Raw genomic sequence first — 16,299 nt, forward strand, 5'->3', positions numbered from 1 at the left:
AACAAGTGTGGATCTGAAGTTACAACTAAGAAATTTTGGGAAAAATGGCTATTGTCTGATATATGGCTAATCCAATGAATCCCAACAAACCCTTTGATCTACGCTTGCCTACACCAGGCTGCTATCTAGATCCTGAGAAAGCTGGCATGGATTCTGATGCTGTTTTTCAAGGAATGACTGCACATCTTTTTTATACTCTTGGAAAATTAGCTACTTCCGCAAGTCCTCACGACTTGTATATGGCTCTAAGTTACGCAGTCAAAGATAGGTTGATGACAAGATATTTAGCCAGTCAAGAGGCCATTAGAAAAAAACCACAAAAAACTGTCGCATACTTATCAGCTGAATTTTTAATAGGTCCTCAATTAAGTAATAACCTCCTTAATCTTGGCATAACACAAGAGGCAGAAGTTGCATTAAAAAGATTTGGCATTGAATCATTGGCAACTATTCTTGAGGTAGAAGAAGAGCCAGGATTAGGTAATGGTGGACTTGGCAGACTTGCTGCATGTTACATGGAATCATTAGCATCCCTTCAAGTACCAGCAGTTGGTTACGGTATTCGTTATGAATTTGGCATATTCAACCAGTTAATTAGAGATGGTTGGCAAGTTGAAGTTACTGACAAATGGCTCAAAGGTGGATGGCCATGGGAACTTCCACAACCAGACGAATCATGTTTTGTTGGTTTTGGAGGTAGAACTGAAAGTTATAGAGATGATAAAGGTAACTACAGATCAAGATGGATACCTTCAGAACATGCAATTGGAGTACCTCATGATGTTCCTGTTTTAGGATACAGAGTAAATACATGTGACAGATTAAGATTATGGAGAGCTGATGCGACTGAAAGTTTTGACTTTTATGCCTTCAATATTGGCGATTACTATGGAGCAGTAGAAGAAAAAGTTGCATCTGAAACACTTTCAAAAGTTTTATATCCCAATGATGGAACTGATGAAGGTAGAAGATTAAGGCTCAAACAGCAGCACTTTTTTGTAAGTTGTTCTCTGCAAGATATGTTGAGAAGCCTTGAAAAAAGGTCAATACCAATAACAGAGTTTTCTAAAAATTGGACAGTACAACTAAATGATACTCATCCTGCTATTGCAGTAGCTGAATTAATGCGACTTCTTATTGACCAATATCATATTGGTTGGGATAAGGCTTGGAGCATAACTACCTCTTCAGTCGCATATACCAACCACACACTCCTTCCAGAAGCTTTAGAGAAATGGGATTTAGGTTTATTTAGTGACCTCCTTCCTCGTCATCTAGAAATTATTTATGAAATTAATTGGAGATTCCTACAACAATTAAGACTACGTTATCCTGGTGATGACAAAATCCTTCAAAAGCTCTCAATAATTGATGAAGAAGGATCCAAATCAGTAAGAATGGCTCACCTAGCTACAATTGGAGCACATCATATAAATGGGGTTGCAGCTCTTCACTCAGATCTTATAAAAAGACAACTTCTTCCTGAATTTGCAGAACTATGGCCTGAAAAATTCTCAAATGTTACTAATGGAGTTACTCCAAGAAGATGGGTTGCTCTATCAAATCCATCATTATCTAACCTGCTAGAGGAAGAAGTTGGTCCTGATTGGATAACAAATATGGATCTTCTTAAAAAATTAGAAGAGAAAAAAGACAATACAAATTTTTTACATAAATTTGAAGAAACTAAATTAAATGGTAAACGAAAATTAGCTAGTTTTATCCATTCAAAAACGGGCATCCTTGTTGATCCAGCAAGTTTATTTGATGTTCAAGTGAAAAGAATCCATCAATATAAAAGACAACATTTAAATGCTCTACAAATTATTGCTCAATATCTAAGAATTAAAAATGGTACGAACAAATATGAAGTGCCCAGAACAATAATATTTGGAGGTAAAGCTGCCCCAGGTTATTTCATGGCAAAACTAATGATTAGATTTATTAATGGTATTGCTGATGTAGTGAATTCTGATCCAGATATGGATGGTCTACTAAGAGTTGTTTTTTTACCAGACTATAATGTAAAGCTTGGTGAAATCGTTTATCCTGCAACGGATCTTTCAGAACAAATTTCAACTGCAGGGAAAGAAGCATCTGGGACTGGAAATATGAAGTTTGCTATGAATGGGGCATTAACTATTGGAACCTTAGATGGGGCTAATGTTGAATTAAGAGATCTTGTAAAAAAAGAAAATTTCTTCCTTTTTGGAAAAACTGAAAGTGAAATTATGGATTTAAAAAATAATAATTACTCGCCCCAAACTTTCATTAACAAATGTCCGGAACTAAAAGAGGTTATACGTTTAATTGAAATAGGGCACTTTAGTAACGGTGATAAAGAATTATTTAAACCTTTATTAAATAGCTTAACTGGACATGATCCATTCTTTGTAATGGCTGACTTCGAAGATTACTTAAATAAACAGGATGAAGTAAGTCAATGCTGGAATAATAAAAAATCCTGGAATAAAATGGCATTATTAAATACCGCGAGATCAGGATATTTTTCATCAGATAGATCTATTAGAGAATACTGCAAATCAATTTGGAAAGTATCTCCAATGCCTGTAGAAATCACATGCAATGTAGAAGAATTAACTAATTAATATTATTCCTATCTGGTAAATCTGGGGTTTGATGAAATAATCTATTCAAAATTATCCTATCCACATTTAATGGGTCTGGTGCTAATTCGCATGCAATCTCTTTAAATTTTGATTCAATATTTTTTGAAATTTTTGTATCAAAAATTCTTTCCATTAATGCTTCAATTGAATATAAATAAGCATTAACACTTTCAAGTTCATCTAATGCTTCAGTTATATCTTCAACAGAAATATGTTTTTCTTTTGGGCTGATATCTACATTGGATTCACTTTCAGATAATTGCTTCTGCAATTCATTAGTAACCTTATTACAAAGAGTTCTAAATGATTGAATTGAAGCCCAATTTAATTCTTGTTGCTGCTTAAAAGTGGGAAATTCTCTAATCAGACGATCATGCTCTTTGTAAAATCTCTGACAATCAGAGCATTGACAAGGTTCTTCAGCCAAAAGAATAAATAACTCTTCTTATATCATCTCACTATTTAGGCAAAATTGTAGGACCATCCAATAATTCGTCATTTTCATCAAGAGAATCTGGACTATCTGGTAAAGGTATCTCAATACTAGTAACTAAGTTAATGACATCTCTTAGTCTCATAGAATCAGCAAACCATCCCATTGCTTGTTCGGCATCACCTCTTTTTTCAGCATCATTGGCTTGATCTTCGTGAGCTTCAGCCAATAAAGCAAGCCAGCATAAACATCTTGCTTGAACTATTGAAAGATCTAAATCATTAGGTTGGGATTTAGAAATACGTTCATGCTCTTGTTGAATTAAGAGCTTTAAACGCATATCATGCAACTTAGCCATAAAAGATTTATTACTATCTATACGCTAGCTAGAGAGTAGCAAGTTTGCACACATACTACATATAGTTTTTTAATTTAACGGGACTGGCGGGAGTCGAACCCACGACCTACGGTTTAGGAAACCGTTGCTCTATCCTGCTGAGCTACAGCCCCAATAGATGCTTTTTGGAGTATTAAGCACTATGCTAAATGAAAGCAGGAGAGGCAATCGCAAAAAAGTTTTATTTTGTTTCCAAAATAAAACTTTTTTGAGGAAAGTCCGGGCTCCCACATGGTCAGGCTTGCTGGGTAATACCCAGTGCGGGTAACCGTGAGGATAGTGCCACAGAAACATACCGCCTAATACTTTATGTATGGCAAGGGTGCAAGGGTGCGGTAAGAGCGCACCAGCAACATTGAGAAGTGTTGGCTAGGTAAACCCCGGCAGGGAGCAAGGCTTAGTAGATTTATGACCATTACACAATCTACTTTTAAGCGCCGCTTGAGACTGTGAAGTAATTCCAGCCCTAGATAGATGATTGTCCATCTGAATTAAGATGAACAGAACCCGGCTTATGACCTGCTTTCTAATTATTGTGATTATTTAAATCATATGAAAAATATAATTAACGGAAAGAGAATTAATCAAATAACTACTTTTTTAAAATCTTTAAATATTAAATCAGAAAGATTTTCTGAGATAATTAGAAAACAAAATATTTCAGTAATTCAAGATTTTAATCAAGCATTTATCCATTCCTCAGAAGATAAAATAATAAATTATGAAAAATTAGAATTCTTCGGAGATGCAGTACTCAGATTAGCTGCTTCTAATTTTATTGAGAAAAATTATCCTCAAATGAGTGTAGGGGAAAGATCAGAGCTAAGAGCACAAATTGTAAGTGATGAATGGTTAACTAAATTAGGGAGAAAAATTGATATAGAGAAATTAATAATTAAAGGACCTAAAGCTCTTGGTGATCAAAATTCAAAAAATACTATTATTGGTGAAGCTACAGAAGCTTTAATCGGTGCCGTTTACAAGTGCTTTAATTCGATTCAAGAAGTAAATCTTTGGTTAGATGATATTTGGGAGGAAGATTCAGAAATATTTTTAAAAGCTCCATATAAGTTTAAATCCAAGACAGTATTACAAGAGTGGTGTCAAAGTAAAGGTTTTGATTTGCCAGTCTATAAAATAATTGAAGTCTCAAAAAAAAATGGGGACCCTAAAAGATTTTCTTGCGATATATTTGTCGAAGGATTAAAAGAATCGTCTGCATTCGGCAAATCCCATAAACAAGCAGAAACAAATGCAGCTAAAGTTTTAATAGAAAAATTTATAACTATAGGTAAAATCTAATTTTTATAATATTTCTAAATTGGTTAGCTGAAAAGTAATGAGTTTATCCCAATTACCTCCTTCAAACAGAACAGCTGCACTTCTTTTTGTAACTCTTTGTACAAATCCTTTATATCCTCTGTATATAGAGTTAGTGTCTTTTACAACAACAAAAGAACCAGGGAGAATGGGTTTATTCGATAATTCCATAAAACATTTTATCTAATACAATATATGATAAATAATAATAAATGGCTGGTTGTTGGATTAATAACATCATGTCATGGAATTAATGGACAATTAAAAGTTAAATCTTTAAGTGATTTTGAAGAAAGATTTTTAAAACCAGGAATTAGATGGTTGCAAAAAGAAAATGAACCCCCTTCAAAAATAGAACTTACCTCTGGTTTCAAACAGCCTGGGAAAGAAACCTTTATCATTAAGCTCCAAGGAATAAATAATAGAAATCAAGCAGAGCGACTTAAAAAATGTAAAATTCTTGTAAAAACTAATAAACTACCAAAATTAAAAAAGGAAGAATTCCACTTGTTGGAACTTATAAATTTGGAAGTGAAGACTTTAGAAAATGAAGAATTAAAAATAATTGGGAAAGTTATTAATTTAGAAAATGAGAAAAATAATTTACTTGTTGTTGAACTATTTAAAAATAAAAAAAAAGTTCTAATACCATTTGTTAAAGAAATTGTTCCATTAGTAGATATAAAAAATAATTTTCTAATCATCAATCCTCCAAATGGACTTTTAGATCTATAAATTTTAAAAGATAAAAGTTTGTAAGAAACTAATTATTCCACAGTTACACTTTTAGCTAAATTTCTTGGTTGATCTACGTCAAGTCCTCTATGAGCTGCAATATGGTAACTCAATAATTGTAAAGGCACTATATTAAGTAAAGGTGAAATCCATTCAATAGAAGAAGGAACTTTCATTAAATAATCAAAGATTTCAGTTCCATTAGACTCAGGAGCAATCCCAATCAAATATGCATCTCTAGCTTTTGCTTCTTGAGCATTACTGATGACTTTATCAAAAACTTCACCAGGGGAGGCAATAGAAATTACAGGGACTTTTTTATCTAACAAAGCTATTGGACCATGTTTCATTTCACCAGCTGGATATCCAGCCGCATGTATGTAACTAATTTCTTTGAGTTTTAACGCTCCTTCAAGAGCAATAGGATAATTTATACCTCTTCCTAAAAAGATAACATCTTTAATATTAAAAAAATCATGTGCTAACTTTTCAGAAGATTTATTATGCTGCTCTAAAAGATCTTCTATTAATGGAGGCAGTTTTATAAGTTCTGTTATTAATTTACCTATTTCATCTGAGCTTCGACTACCTTTAATTTGCGCAAATTTTATAGCTAATCCATAAAAAGAAAGTAATTGTGCAAAAAAAGTTTTTGTTGCCGCAACTCCAACTTCTATTCCTGCACAGATATCAATTACATTTGAAACCTGCCTTCCTATAGAGCTCTCTTTTCTATTTGTTATTGCAATAAGATTGGGTTTAAAGTTTTTATCTTCAATCGAAGACCGTCTTTTAATTTCCATATCTATAGCTGCAATTGTGTCAGCAGTTTCTCCAGATTGAGTGACTCCAATAGTTAATGTATTTGGCAGAAGTGGAGGTGGTGAATATCGAAATTCGCTTGCATAAAAAACATTTGTAGGAATACCTGCAAATTGTTCTAATAAAAAGCTACCCACCATTGCAGCATGTTTACTTGTACCACAAGCGATAATTTCAATTCTTTCAATTGATTCAAAAAACTTTGTATCAAATGGATATTTAATTTCATATTGGCCCTCTTCTAAATTTTGTATTAAATAATTTTCCAACCAGTTTTTTGCTGTCCCTGGCTGATCATATATCTCTTTTAACATGTAGTGTTTAAAATTCATCTTATCCATTATTTGGTCTGAAACTTTTAGAGAAACTGGATTTCGATATTGTCTCTCGTTGTTTGTGTCATATATTTCTATTCCAAGAGGAGTTAATAAAGCTATTTCTTCATCCTCCATAGGCAAGATAATGTTTGTAAAATTTGCAATAGCTGGTGTATCACTAGCACAAATGAATTCTCCTTCTCCCAAACCAATAATTAAAGGTGCTTGTCTTCTTGCAACTACTAGAGAGGTTGGAGCACCAGACCATAAAACGGCCAAGGCATAAGACCCTTCTAAATCAGATATTACATTTCTAACAGCCACTAATAATTTTGAACCATTATTCTCAAGATTAAGTCTACTTAATGTATTTAATTCTTTTTCAATTAGATGGGGAATTACCTCCGTATCTGTATCAGAATTGAAAATGGTGCCCTCTTTCTCTAACTTATTTTTTAAGTCTTGGAAATTCTCAATAATGCCATTTTGAACAACCGCTATATTTCCTGAACTATCGATATGAGGATGGGCATTTTTAACCTCAGGTTTTCCATGAGTTGCCCATCGGGTATGTCCTATACCCACAGTTCCAAGAATATTTTCACCGTTAAGAGTATTTATTAAGTTTTTAAGTTTGCCCTCTGCTTTGTTACAAATAATAGAATTTGTTTCAGAATTTATTATTGCAATACCTGCAGAATCGTAACCTCTGTACTCAAGTTTTTCTAAACCATTCATTAACAATGGTAAAGCTTTTTTATAACCAGTGACAGCAACTATTCCACACATACGCTGATTTTTTTTTAATTATATTGAAAAAAAATGCGTATTTAATAAATCATGGACTCTCTTAAAACTGCACTATAAAGTTAGTAAGCTAGGCCCATACTCCTAGAAGTCTCGTCACCTAAATAAACACGAATACTTAAGAAATCAGTTGGACAGGCCGTTTCACATCTTTTACAACCTACACAATCTTCTGTTCTAGGAGATGATGCAATTTGGGCAGCCTTACAGCCATCCCAAGGAACCATCTCTAAAACATCAAGTGGGCAAGCCCTTACACATTGGGTGCATCCAATGCAAGTGTCATAAATTTTAACTGCGTGTGACATGTAAAAATTCTCTTTTGAACCTTGATATATAATACTATTGTCTTACAAAGAAATTAAAAAAATTAAGATATGCTTCACTCTTGTTAACTCTAGGGCATAAAATCTTATAGATAATTAGTAAATTCCATAAACTATGTCACAAGAAATCCTCGAAAAAGTCTGTTCTATTGTTTCAGAGCAATTAAGCGTTGAAGCAGCAGAAGTGAAATCAGATTCAAATTTCCAAAATGATTTGGGTGCAGATTCCTTAGATACTGTTGAATTAGTGATGGCTCTGGAGGAAGCATTTGATATTGAAATACCTGATGAAGCAGCTGAAGGCATTGCAACAGTTGGAGATGCAGTTAAATTCATCGAAGAAAAAAAAGGTTAATTAAGAATGCCAAATTTCCATCGAGTAGTTATTACCGGTATCGGAGCAGTAACTCCAATTGGTAACAACATTGATGAATATTTACTAAGTCTTCAAAAAGGTGCTAATGGTGTCTCAGGTATCACTCTGTTTGATCCAGTAGATCATCCTTGCAAATTTGCAGCAGAAGTTAAAAATCTTCAATCTCAAAATTTCATAGAAGCCAAAGAATCCAAAAGGTGGGATCGTTTCTCACAGTTTGGAGTTATTGCTGCAAAGCAAGCCTTTAATGATTCTGGTCTTGAAATTAATGAAGCTAATGCATCAAGAATTGGAGTGATTATTGGCTCAGGTGTTGGAGGCTTACTAACTATGGAAAGTCAAGCTCAAATACTGAGTCATAAAGGGCCAAAAAGAGTAAGTCCATTTACAGTCCCAATGATGATTCCAAATATGGCAACTGGACTAGCTGCCATTGCTTTGGGTGCAAAAGGCCCAAGTTCCTCTGTTTCCACTGCTTGCGCTGCTGGCTCTAATGCAATTGGTGATTCTTTTAGATTACTCCAACTTGGAAAAGCAGATGCAATGATCTGTGGAGGTGCAGAAGCAAGTATTACACCTCTTGGAGTAGCTGGCTTTGCCAGTGCCAAAGCTCTTTCATTCAGGAATGAAAGTCCCCAGACAGCTAGTAGACCTTTTGATGCTGAAAGAGACGGTTTTGTTATTGGAGAGGGTTCCGGCATTCTTGTGTTAGAAACTTTAGAGAATGCTCAAAAAAGGGATGCAAGAATCTATGGAGAAATTATTGGATATGGAACAACATGCGATGCTCATCACATCACTGCTCCCTCTCCAGGTGGAGTTGGAGGTGCAGAGGCTATCAAACTAGCAATTGAAGACAGTTCTATCAGTCTTGACGAAGTTGATTACATAAATGCTCATGGAACGAGTACATCAGCTAATGACAAAAATGAAACTTCTGCAATTAAATCTATTTTTAAAGACAGATCTTACCTTATTCCTGTAAGCTCTACTAAGTCGATGACTGGTCATCTCCTAGGAGGTTCAGGAGGTATAGAAGCTGTTGCTTGTATACTTTCTTTGACACATAATTTTATCCCTCCTACAATTAACTACGTCAATCCAGATCCTGATTGTGATCTAGATTATGTACCAAATAATGCAAGAGAAGCTCGACTGGGAGTAGCTCTTTCTAATTCTTTCGGCTTTGGTGGTCACAATGTTTGCCTTGCTTTTAGCAAAATGAATTGAAGACAACCAATTCTGTATTTCCAAATTATCTTATTTTAAAAAAATGGTTGCTGCATCTGTTTCAATAGAATCACTCTGTGTAAATAGTATAAGAATGCTTGCTGTAGATGCAGTAAATAAATCTAATAGTGGGCATCCTGGTTTACCAATGGGATGTGCTCCTATGGGTTATGCACTATGGCAAAACATACTAAATCACAACCCCAATAATCCAAAATGGTTTAATAGAGATCGTTTTGTATTATCAGCTGGTCATGGCTGTATGTTGTTATATTCCTTGCTTCATCTAACAGGATACAAATCAGTTTCCATAGAAGATATTAAAGAATTTAGACAATGGGGATCAAAAACTCCTGGTCATCCAGAAACATTCGAAACTGAGGGAGTTGAAGTTACAGCTGGACCTCTCGGAGCTGGTATTTCTAATGCAGTTGGTTTAGCAATAGCTGAAACTCACTTAGCAGCCAAATTCAATAAGCCTGATTGCAATATCGTTGATCATTATACTTACGTCATAATGGGTGACGGCTGTAATCAAGAAGGTATCGCATCAGAGGCTTGCTCATTAGCTGGTCACCTTAAGCTTGGAAAATTAATTGCGCTCTATGACGATAATCAAATTACAATTGATGGACGTACAGATGTCTCTTTCACTGAAGATGTTTTAAAAAGATACGAAGCTTATGGATGGCATGTACAACATGTTGAAGATGGTAATCATGATGTTAAAGGAATAACTGAAGCTATCGAAAAAGCAAAATCAATTACAAACAAACCTTCTATTATAAAAATCTCTACAACAATAGGTTATGGTTCTCCTAATAAATCAGATACTGCAGGAATTCATGGTGCAGCTGTTGGAGAAGAAGAAGCTTCATTAACCAGAGAGTTTTTAAATTGGGAATATCCTCCATTTGAAATTCCAGATGAAGTATATAAACATTTCAGAAAATCAATAGACAAGGGCGAAAACTTAGAGAAAGAATGGGATTCTAGATTTGAAGAATATCAGAAAAAATATCCCTCTGAAGGAGCCGAATTAAAAAGAATGTTAAAAGGCCAATTACCTGAGAATTGGGATTCAGATCTCCCATCTTATACACCTAATGATAAAGGTTTAGCTACCAGAAAGCATTCACAAATATGTTTAGGTGCTCTAGGTCCTAACCTACCAGAATTAATTGGTGGATCAGCAGATTTAACTCACTCTAACTATACAGATATCAAAGGAGAAACAGGATCATTCCAGCCTCATAGTCCTGAAAAAAGATATTTACATTTTGGAGTAAGAGAGCATGCAATGGCAGCAGTACTTAATGGTATTGCATATCACAATAGCGGTCTTATACCCTATGGTGGAACCTTCCTTGTTTTCGCGGATTATATGAGAGGTTCAATGAGACTTTCAGCACTTAGCGAATTAGGAGTTATCTATGTATTAACCCATGATTCAATTGGTGTAGGCGAAGATGGTCCAACACATCAACCTATTGAAACTATCCCTTCTCTTCGAGCCATGCCTAACATGCTAGTTTTCAGACCAGGAGATGGAAATGAGACGAGTGGAGCTTATAAGCTTGCTATTAAAAATCGCAAAAGACCTTCTGCCCTTTGTTTAAGTAGACAAGGTATGCCTAATCAAGAAAACACTTCAATTGAAAAAGTTGCACTAGGAGGATATATAGTTGCTGATTGCGAAGGAACACCAGATTTAATATTTATTGGAACTGGAAGTGAACTAAATCTTTGTATTGAAGCAAGTAAGGAGATTTCAAACTTAGGTAAAAAAACTAGAGTTGTCTCTATGCCATGCATAGAACTTTTCGAAGAACAAGAAGAATCTTACAAAGAAAGTGTTTTACCTAATAGTGTGACTAAGAGAGTTGTAGTAGAAGCTGCCCATTCATTTGGTTGGCATAAATATACAGGTTTTGATGGGATTTGTATTACTATGGATAGGTTTGGTGCATCAGCACCTGGTGGCGAGTGTATGAAAAATTTTGGATTTACAGTTGAAAACGTTGTAAATAAAACAAAGGAAATTCTATAAGCATTATTGATAATTACACTGAAGAATTACATTCTTCAAGTTTATCTTTTAGTTGATCAAGAGATTCATCAGAAATTTTCGAATTCATTGGACAATGTTTAGGTCCACACATTGAACAAAATTCGGCCTTTTTAAAGATTTCTTCAGGTAGTGTCTCATCATGGTATTGCTTTGCTCTTTCTGGATCTAATGAGAGTTCGAATTGTTTATTCCAATCAAAGTTATACCTTGCATGACTAAGTTCATCATCTCTATCACGAGCTCCAGCTCGATGTCTTGCTATATCAGCAGCATGAGCAGCTATCTTGTAAGCAATTAATCCTTCGCGTACATCTTCTGCATTTGGGAGACCTAAATGTTCTTTTGGTGTTACATAACATAACATAGAAGTCCCATACCAACCTGCCATTGCCGCTCCAATAGCACTTGATATATGGTCATAACCAGGAGATATGTCTGTTACTAATGGACCAAGTACATAAAAGGGAGCTTCTGAACATTCTTCCATTTGCTTTCTCACATTAAACTCAATTTGGTCCATAGGAACATGACCAGGGCCCTCAACCATTACTTGAACATTATGTTCCCAAGCTCTTCTAGTAAGTTCTCCTAAGGTCTTCAATTCGGCTAGCTGAGCATCATCAGAAGCATCATGTAAACATCCAGGCCTGAGTGAATCACCTAGAGAAAAAGTACAATCATATTTCTTAAAAATCTCACAAATATCATCAAACCTTGTATATAGAGGATTTTGCTTAAAATGATGCAACATCCATTGAGCTAAAATACCACCCCCTCTACTTACAATTCCAGTAATTCTTCCTTTGACTTTTGGCAAATGCTCTATTAATAATCCAGCATGAATAGTTTGATAATCTACGCCCTGCTGGCAATGTTTTTCAATAATATGAAGAAAATCGTCTTCAGTTAGTCTATCTATTGAGCCATGTACACTTTCTAAAGCTTGATAAACAGGAACTGTTCCTATAGGGACAGGTGATTCGTGAATAATTGCTTTCCGCACTTCATCTAAATTTACTCCTCCTGTAGAAAGATCCATAACCGTATCAGCCCCATATTTAACGGCTAGCTTGAGCTTCTCTACTTCTTCATTAATATCACTAGCATTAGGGGAAGCACCAATATTTGCATTAACTTTGCATCTAGAAGCAATACCTATTGACATTGGCTCAAGATTCAAATGATTAATATTAGCTGGAATGATTAATCTTCCTCTTGCAACTTCTTCCATTATTAAAGAAGCTGGTAGATTCTCTTTTTTAGCAACAAAATCCATTTCTTCAGTAATATATCCATTTCTCGCAAAGTTAATCTGAGTTACATTGTCTTTGCCTAGGCGAGGCTTAATCCAGGAACTTCTCATAATTTATAAATTTTTAAAAGTTTTATTACTAAAGTTTGATCAAATTTCCACTTCCCTGAATCAGGATTAATGATTCAGGTTCAAAGGGTATGATCTCAGCTAAGTTAAATTTCCCAGCACCCCTAGTATTAATCTTATTGATAGCTCTTTTCTAAAAAATAGTCATCACATATTGCGTAAATTAAATAAAATAATTTTATTTAATTTTTTTATAAGACTTTATCTTTTGTAAAATATTCTCCCGTTCCAGTCTTCTTCTTACTTCTTTCTCCAAAATAATTGAAATTCCCATTAAGCCAATAGGCAAATAAAAAATTTTCCTTGTATGGTCACTTAATAACAAGCCAATAGCAGACATTAGGATCAAAAAAGGGGCCGCAAAAGACAAAATAAACCTTTTATTAATTTTCATTTGTCAACCGTATTAATTATTTCACTGTTTAATTTTACAATGGCTTCTGTAATCACTTTAATTCCAATAGCAATAGCTCTTTCATCTGGATCAAATTTGGAACTATGTAGTGGAGCACATCCATTTGAACTAGAAACACCAAGCCTAAACATTGCCCCAGGGATTTCATTCAAAAACTCAGCGAAATCTTCAGCACCTAATGATGGTTTTTGTAATTCGATAACATTTTCTTGACCCAAAACATTAATTCCTGAATCTCTGAGGACTCTATTAATTTCAAAATTATTATTTACTGGGGGAGTTATTTCTCTGAAGAATACTTTTGCCTCAGCTCCGCAACTATTAGCAATAGAAGAGATATTTTCATTAAGCCAATTACCAATATTCTTAAATAATTTAAGATTAGTGCATCTAACTGTACCAATTAAATTAACATTTTCTGCAAGAACATTAAATGCATTGCCACCATTAATTTTACCAAAAGTTATCACTACAGGATCTAAAGGATCTAACTTCCTTGTTATTAATTCTTGAATTCCTGAGATTACTTTAGAGGCGACCCAAATAGCATCAATTCCTTCATGAGGTCGAGCACCATGGCCTGATTTTCCTTTAATCTCTACCTTAAGTTCTCCAGCGGCTGCAGTTAAACTTCCCTCTTTAATCCCAATAGTCCCTACAGATAAATTGGGGTAAACATGTACCCCCAATATATGGGTTAAACCATCAGTTGCACCATCCTTAATCATCCATCTAGCTCCACTCGCGATTTCTTCAGCTGGCTGAAAAATTATCCTAGTCCTAAAATTAAGTTTTAAATCCCTAACAATTTTTGCTACACCCAATCCAATTGATATGTGCAAATCATGACCACAAGCATGCATAACGCCATCTACTTTTGAACAAAAACTTAATTTAGTTTCCTCAAATATTGGTAAAGCATCCATATCCACTCTTAAACCTATGATCCCTTTATCTAAGGGGCCAAAATCAGCTATAACTCCAGTCCTACCTATGGATTCTCTGACATTCCAACCAATATTTTTTAAATAACCACTTATCAAAATCGCAGTTTGATTTTCAAGTCCACTTAATTCCGGATGTGCATGGATATGTCTTCTTAAATTAATTAATTCATCATTAAATGAATCAATTTTTTGAAAGCACTCATCTCTATTCATTACTTATTTTAAATCAATAAAGTTCATTAAATCCTTAATTGGTTTTGGAGGCCATCTTCTTATTGTTTTTAACCATTTCTCATCACTATACCTAGGATCTAATTCAGTTACTGCTATCCAATTACTCTCTGCTTTACCATATTCACCATTATACCAATTCAAAGCTGTTAAAGCTGCCCTAGCATCTGCAAAAGTTGGATAACGTCTAATTAATTTTTTTAATTCTTTTTCAGATTCATCAATATTTCCCAACTGGAAATCTGCTAAAGCCATACTTGATCTTGCCATCGCAAATCCAGGATTATATGTAGCAGCTTTTGAAAATAAATCTCTTGCTTTTTCCCATTGTGATGCAGAACCTTCAACATTAGCCAAATTATATAATGCAGAGAAATTCTTATTATCTTGCGAAATAACAAACATATAATCTTTTTTTGCTTGCGACCATAGACCCAAGGCCTCCTCTGCTATACCTCTGTTAATGTAAGGATCTATTTCATTAGGATTTAAACCTATTGCCTTATTTTGATCATCTATTGATCCCTCTACATCTCCAATGACAAGTCTTACATTTCCTCTATTGCTCAAAGCGGCAGCATCATCAGGATAAGAATCGAGATAGTGATTCCATTCTTGTAGAGCGAGATTAAATTGTCCGCCTGAACTTAAATCTATTGCATTTTTAAACAAATCCTCTCTTAAAGATAATGAATAGCATGGTGCAATATAAAAAATATTGACAAAAACAAAAATTAATAAAAAACAAACCTTAACTTTTTTAAAAGTTATCATTTTTTGAATCAATGTACTTTTTCCCTAAAGCAGTAAGCAATCTTCCTCGAGGAGTTCTTGTGAGAAAACCAATTTGGATTAGATATGGCTCAACTACAAATTCTAACATTGAAGAATCATCACCCAATCCGGCTGCAATTGAATCTAGGCCAGTTGGAATATTTTTGTTTTGGTTTAGAAAAGATAAATATTGTCTATCTACATAATCCAATCCTTTTTCATCTATTTGGTAAGAATTTAAAGCTTTTTTTATTAAATTCACGGAGATAACATTAGTTTTTTTAACAACTTGAGCATAATCTCTAACTCGTCTTAATAATCTCAAAGCAATTCTTGGAGTCCCTCGAGATATCTTTGCTAAGTGAGAGGATGCTTCATCATCTACATTAAAGCTTATTAATCTGGAGAAATTATCAATTATTTGTTTTAGTTCATCACATGTATAAAATTCAATTTTTTGAGATATCCCAAATCTATCTCTTAGAGGCGCACTAATTGAGGCTAATTTAGTTGTGGCGCCAACCAGAGTAAACCTGGGAAGATTAATTGTTCTGCAACGTGCTCCTCTATTAGCTCCCATAGTTAAATCAAGTCTAAAATCCTCCATTGCAGAATATAACAACTCTTCAGTTAACCTATTTAAGCGATGTATCTCATCAATAAATAAAACTTCACCTTCTTTTAATCCAAGCAGTAACCCTACAATATCTCTAGGTCTTTCAATCGCGGGGGCAGTAGCTATCCTACATTTTGTATTCATTTCTTTGGCTATCAAAAAAGCTAGGGTAGTCTTACCTAAACCAGGCTGTCCATATAAAAGAGTATGCTCCAAAGGTTCTTTTCTATAAATTGAAGCATCTATAGCTATTCTTAAAGAAGACTTAAGTTTTTCTTGGCCTATAAATTCTTGAAAAGTAATAGGCCTAGCTAAGTTCAGATTATTTTTTCTTTTTTCTTCTGGAATGATTTTTGAATCAACTAGCCTAAGCTCTTTTTTACGAAGAGAAAAGTCATTATCGCCTATATTGGAGGAAATTATTGCCATAATGAAAGGTTAATTGCAATTGTTCTAAGTAGAAAGATTTTT

General features: G+C 34.3%; 15 protein-coding genes, 1 tRNA gene, 1 other RNA gene and 1 riboswitch. Of the genes, 7 read left to right on the plus strand and 10 right to left on the minus strand.

Features of this window, described 5'->3' with window-relative positions; translation table 11 throughout:
* Window positions 1-62 precede the first annotated feature (62 nt).
* Entirely contained in the window at window positions 63-2,609 is a 2,547-nt protein-coding gene (locus tag PMT9312_RS08730) for a glycogen/starch/alpha-glucan phosphorylase (protein ID WP_011377235.1), read from the plus strand.
* Here PMT9312_RS08730 and PMT9312_RS08735 read toward each other — a convergent pair.
* From PMT9312_RS08735 to PMT9312_RS08745, 3 genes are all read right to left on the minus strand, one after another.
* Window positions 2,602-3,057: a hypothetical protein gene (locus PMT9312_RS08735; RefSeq protein ID WP_011377236.1), complete on the minus strand. Its 456-nt coding sequence runs from the start codon at window positions 3,055-3,057 to the stop codon at window positions 2,602-2,604. The genes PMT9312_RS08730 and PMT9312_RS08735 overlap by 8 nt on opposite strands.
* 31 nt (window positions 3,058-3,088) lie before the next feature.
* Window positions 3,089-3,421 carry a hypothetical protein gene (locus tag PMT9312_RS08740; RefSeq protein ID WP_011377237.1) on the minus strand — a complete coding sequence of 111 codons (333 nt, stop codon included), beginning with the start codon at window positions 3,419-3,421 and terminating at the stop codon, window positions 3,089-3,091.
* 78 nt (window positions 3,422-3,499) lie between these two features.
* Window positions 3,500-3,573: transfer RNA gene (locus tag PMT9312_RS08745), tRNA-Arg, on the minus strand.
* 38 nt (window positions 3,574-3,611) lie between these two features.
* On the opposite strand from PMT9312_RS08745, the gene rnpB reads away from it, so the two are divergent.
* Window positions 3,612-3,991: RNase P RNA component class A (gene rnpB / locus PMT9312_RS09390), an RNA gene on the plus strand.
* 21 nt (window positions 3,992-4,012) lie between these two features.
* Window positions 4,013-4,762: a ribonuclease III family protein gene (locus PMT9312_RS08750; RefSeq protein ID WP_011377238.1), complete on the plus strand. Its 750-nt coding sequence runs from the start codon at window positions 4,013-4,015 to the stop codon at window positions 4,760-4,762.
* A gap of 3 nt (window positions 4,763-4,765) precedes the next feature.
* Here PMT9312_RS08750 and PMT9312_RS08755 read toward each other — a convergent pair whose 3' ends face one another.
* Entirely contained in the window at window positions 4,766-4,951 is a 186-nt protein-coding gene (locus tag PMT9312_RS08755; RefSeq protein WP_011377239.1) for an NAD(P)H dehydrogenase subunit NdhS, read from the minus strand.
* 24 nt (window positions 4,952-4,975) lie between these two features.
* Here PMT9312_RS08755 and rimM point away from each other — a divergent pair, with 24 nt between their 5' ends.
* Entirely contained in the window at window positions 4,976-5,515 is a 540-nt protein-coding gene (gene rimM, locus PMT9312_RS08760) for a ribosome maturation factor RimM (protein ID WP_011377240.1), read from the plus strand.
* A gap of 32 nt (window positions 5,516-5,547) precedes the next feature.
* Here rimM and glmS read toward each other — a convergent pair whose 3' ends face one another.
* Together glmS and psaC are read right to left on the minus strand one after the other, a co-directional pair.
* The gene (glmS, locus tag PMT9312_RS08765; RefSeq protein ID WP_011377241.1) at window positions 5,548-7,443 is read right to left on the minus strand and encodes a glutamine--fructose-6-phosphate transaminase (isomerizing); all 1,896 of its coding nucleotides are present in this window, start codon (window positions 7,441-7,443) and stop codon (window positions 5,548-5,550) included.
* 80 nt (window positions 7,444-7,523) lie between these two features.
* Entirely contained in the window at window positions 7,524-7,769 is a 246-nt protein-coding gene (gene psaC / locus PMT9312_RS08770) for a photosystem I iron-sulfur center protein PsaC (RefSeq protein ID WP_011377242.1), read from the minus strand.
* Between the two features lie 133 nt (window positions 7,770-7,902).
* Here psaC and acpP point away from each other — a divergent pair, with 133 nt between their 5' ends.
* From acpP to tkt, 3 genes are read left to right on the plus strand one after another with little or no spacing between them, the layout of a single operon-like run.
* On the plus strand, window positions 7,903-8,142 hold the full coding sequence (gene acpP, locus PMT9312_RS08775) for an acyl carrier protein (protein WP_011377243.1): 240 nt from the start codon (window positions 7,903-7,905) through the stop codon (window positions 8,140-8,142).
* A gap of 6 nt (window positions 8,143-8,148) precedes the next feature.
* Window positions 8,149-9,393, plus strand: coding sequence for a beta-ketoacyl-ACP synthase II (gene fabF / locus PMT9312_RS08780; RefSeq protein WP_011377244.1), 1,245 nt, complete (start codon window positions 8,149-8,151; stop codon window positions 9,391-9,393).
* Window positions 9,394-9,436: 43 nt separating this feature from the next.
* The gene (tkt, locus tag PMT9312_RS08785) at window positions 9,437-11,443 is read left to right on the plus strand and encodes a transketolase (RefSeq protein ID WP_011377245.1); all 2,007 of its coding nucleotides are present in this window, start codon (window positions 9,437-9,439) and stop codon (window positions 11,441-11,443) included.
* Window positions 11,444-11,456: 13 nt separating this feature from the next.
* Here the strand turns inward: tkt and thiC are convergent, their stop codons facing one another.
* The 4 genes from thiC to ruvB all read right to left on the minus strand — a co-directional run bounded on the left by thiC (window position 11,457) and on the right by ruvB (window position 16,257).
* Window positions 11,457-12,827, minus strand: coding sequence for a phosphomethylpyrimidine synthase ThiC (thiC, locus tag PMT9312_RS08790; RefSeq protein WP_011377246.1), 1,371 nt, complete (start codon window positions 12,825-12,827; stop codon window positions 11,457-11,459).
* Between the two features lie 35 nt (window positions 12,828-12,862).
* A riboswitch (TPP riboswitch) is annotated at window positions 12,863-12,961 on the minus strand.
* 274 nt (window positions 12,962-13,235) lie between these two features.
* Window positions 13,236-14,420: an amidohydrolase gene (locus PMT9312_RS08800; protein WP_011377248.1), complete on the minus strand. Its 1,185-nt coding sequence runs from the start codon at window positions 14,418-14,420 to the stop codon at window positions 13,236-13,238.
* A gap of 3 nt (window positions 14,421-14,423) precedes the next feature.
* On the minus strand, window positions 14,424-15,212 hold the full coding sequence (locus tag PMT9312_RS08805; RefSeq protein WP_011377249.1) for a tetratricopeptide repeat protein: 789 nt from the start codon (window positions 15,210-15,212) through the stop codon (window positions 14,424-14,426).
* On the minus strand, window positions 15,199-16,257 hold the full coding sequence (gene ruvB, locus PMT9312_RS08810; RefSeq protein ID WP_011377250.1) for a Holliday junction branch migration DNA helicase RuvB: 1,059 nt from the start codon (window positions 16,255-16,257) through the stop codon (window positions 15,199-15,201). Before ruvB ends, PMT9312_RS08805 begins: the two co-directional genes overlap by 14 nt.
* Window positions 16,258-16,299 lie beyond the last annotated feature (42 nt).

Origin of the sequence: Prochlorococcus marinus str. MIT 9312, from assembly GCF_000012645.1 — a bacterium.
Lineage (GTDB): Bacteria > Cyanobacteriota > Cyanobacteriia > PCC-6307 > Cyanobiaceae > Prochlorococcus_A > Prochlorococcus_A marinus_L.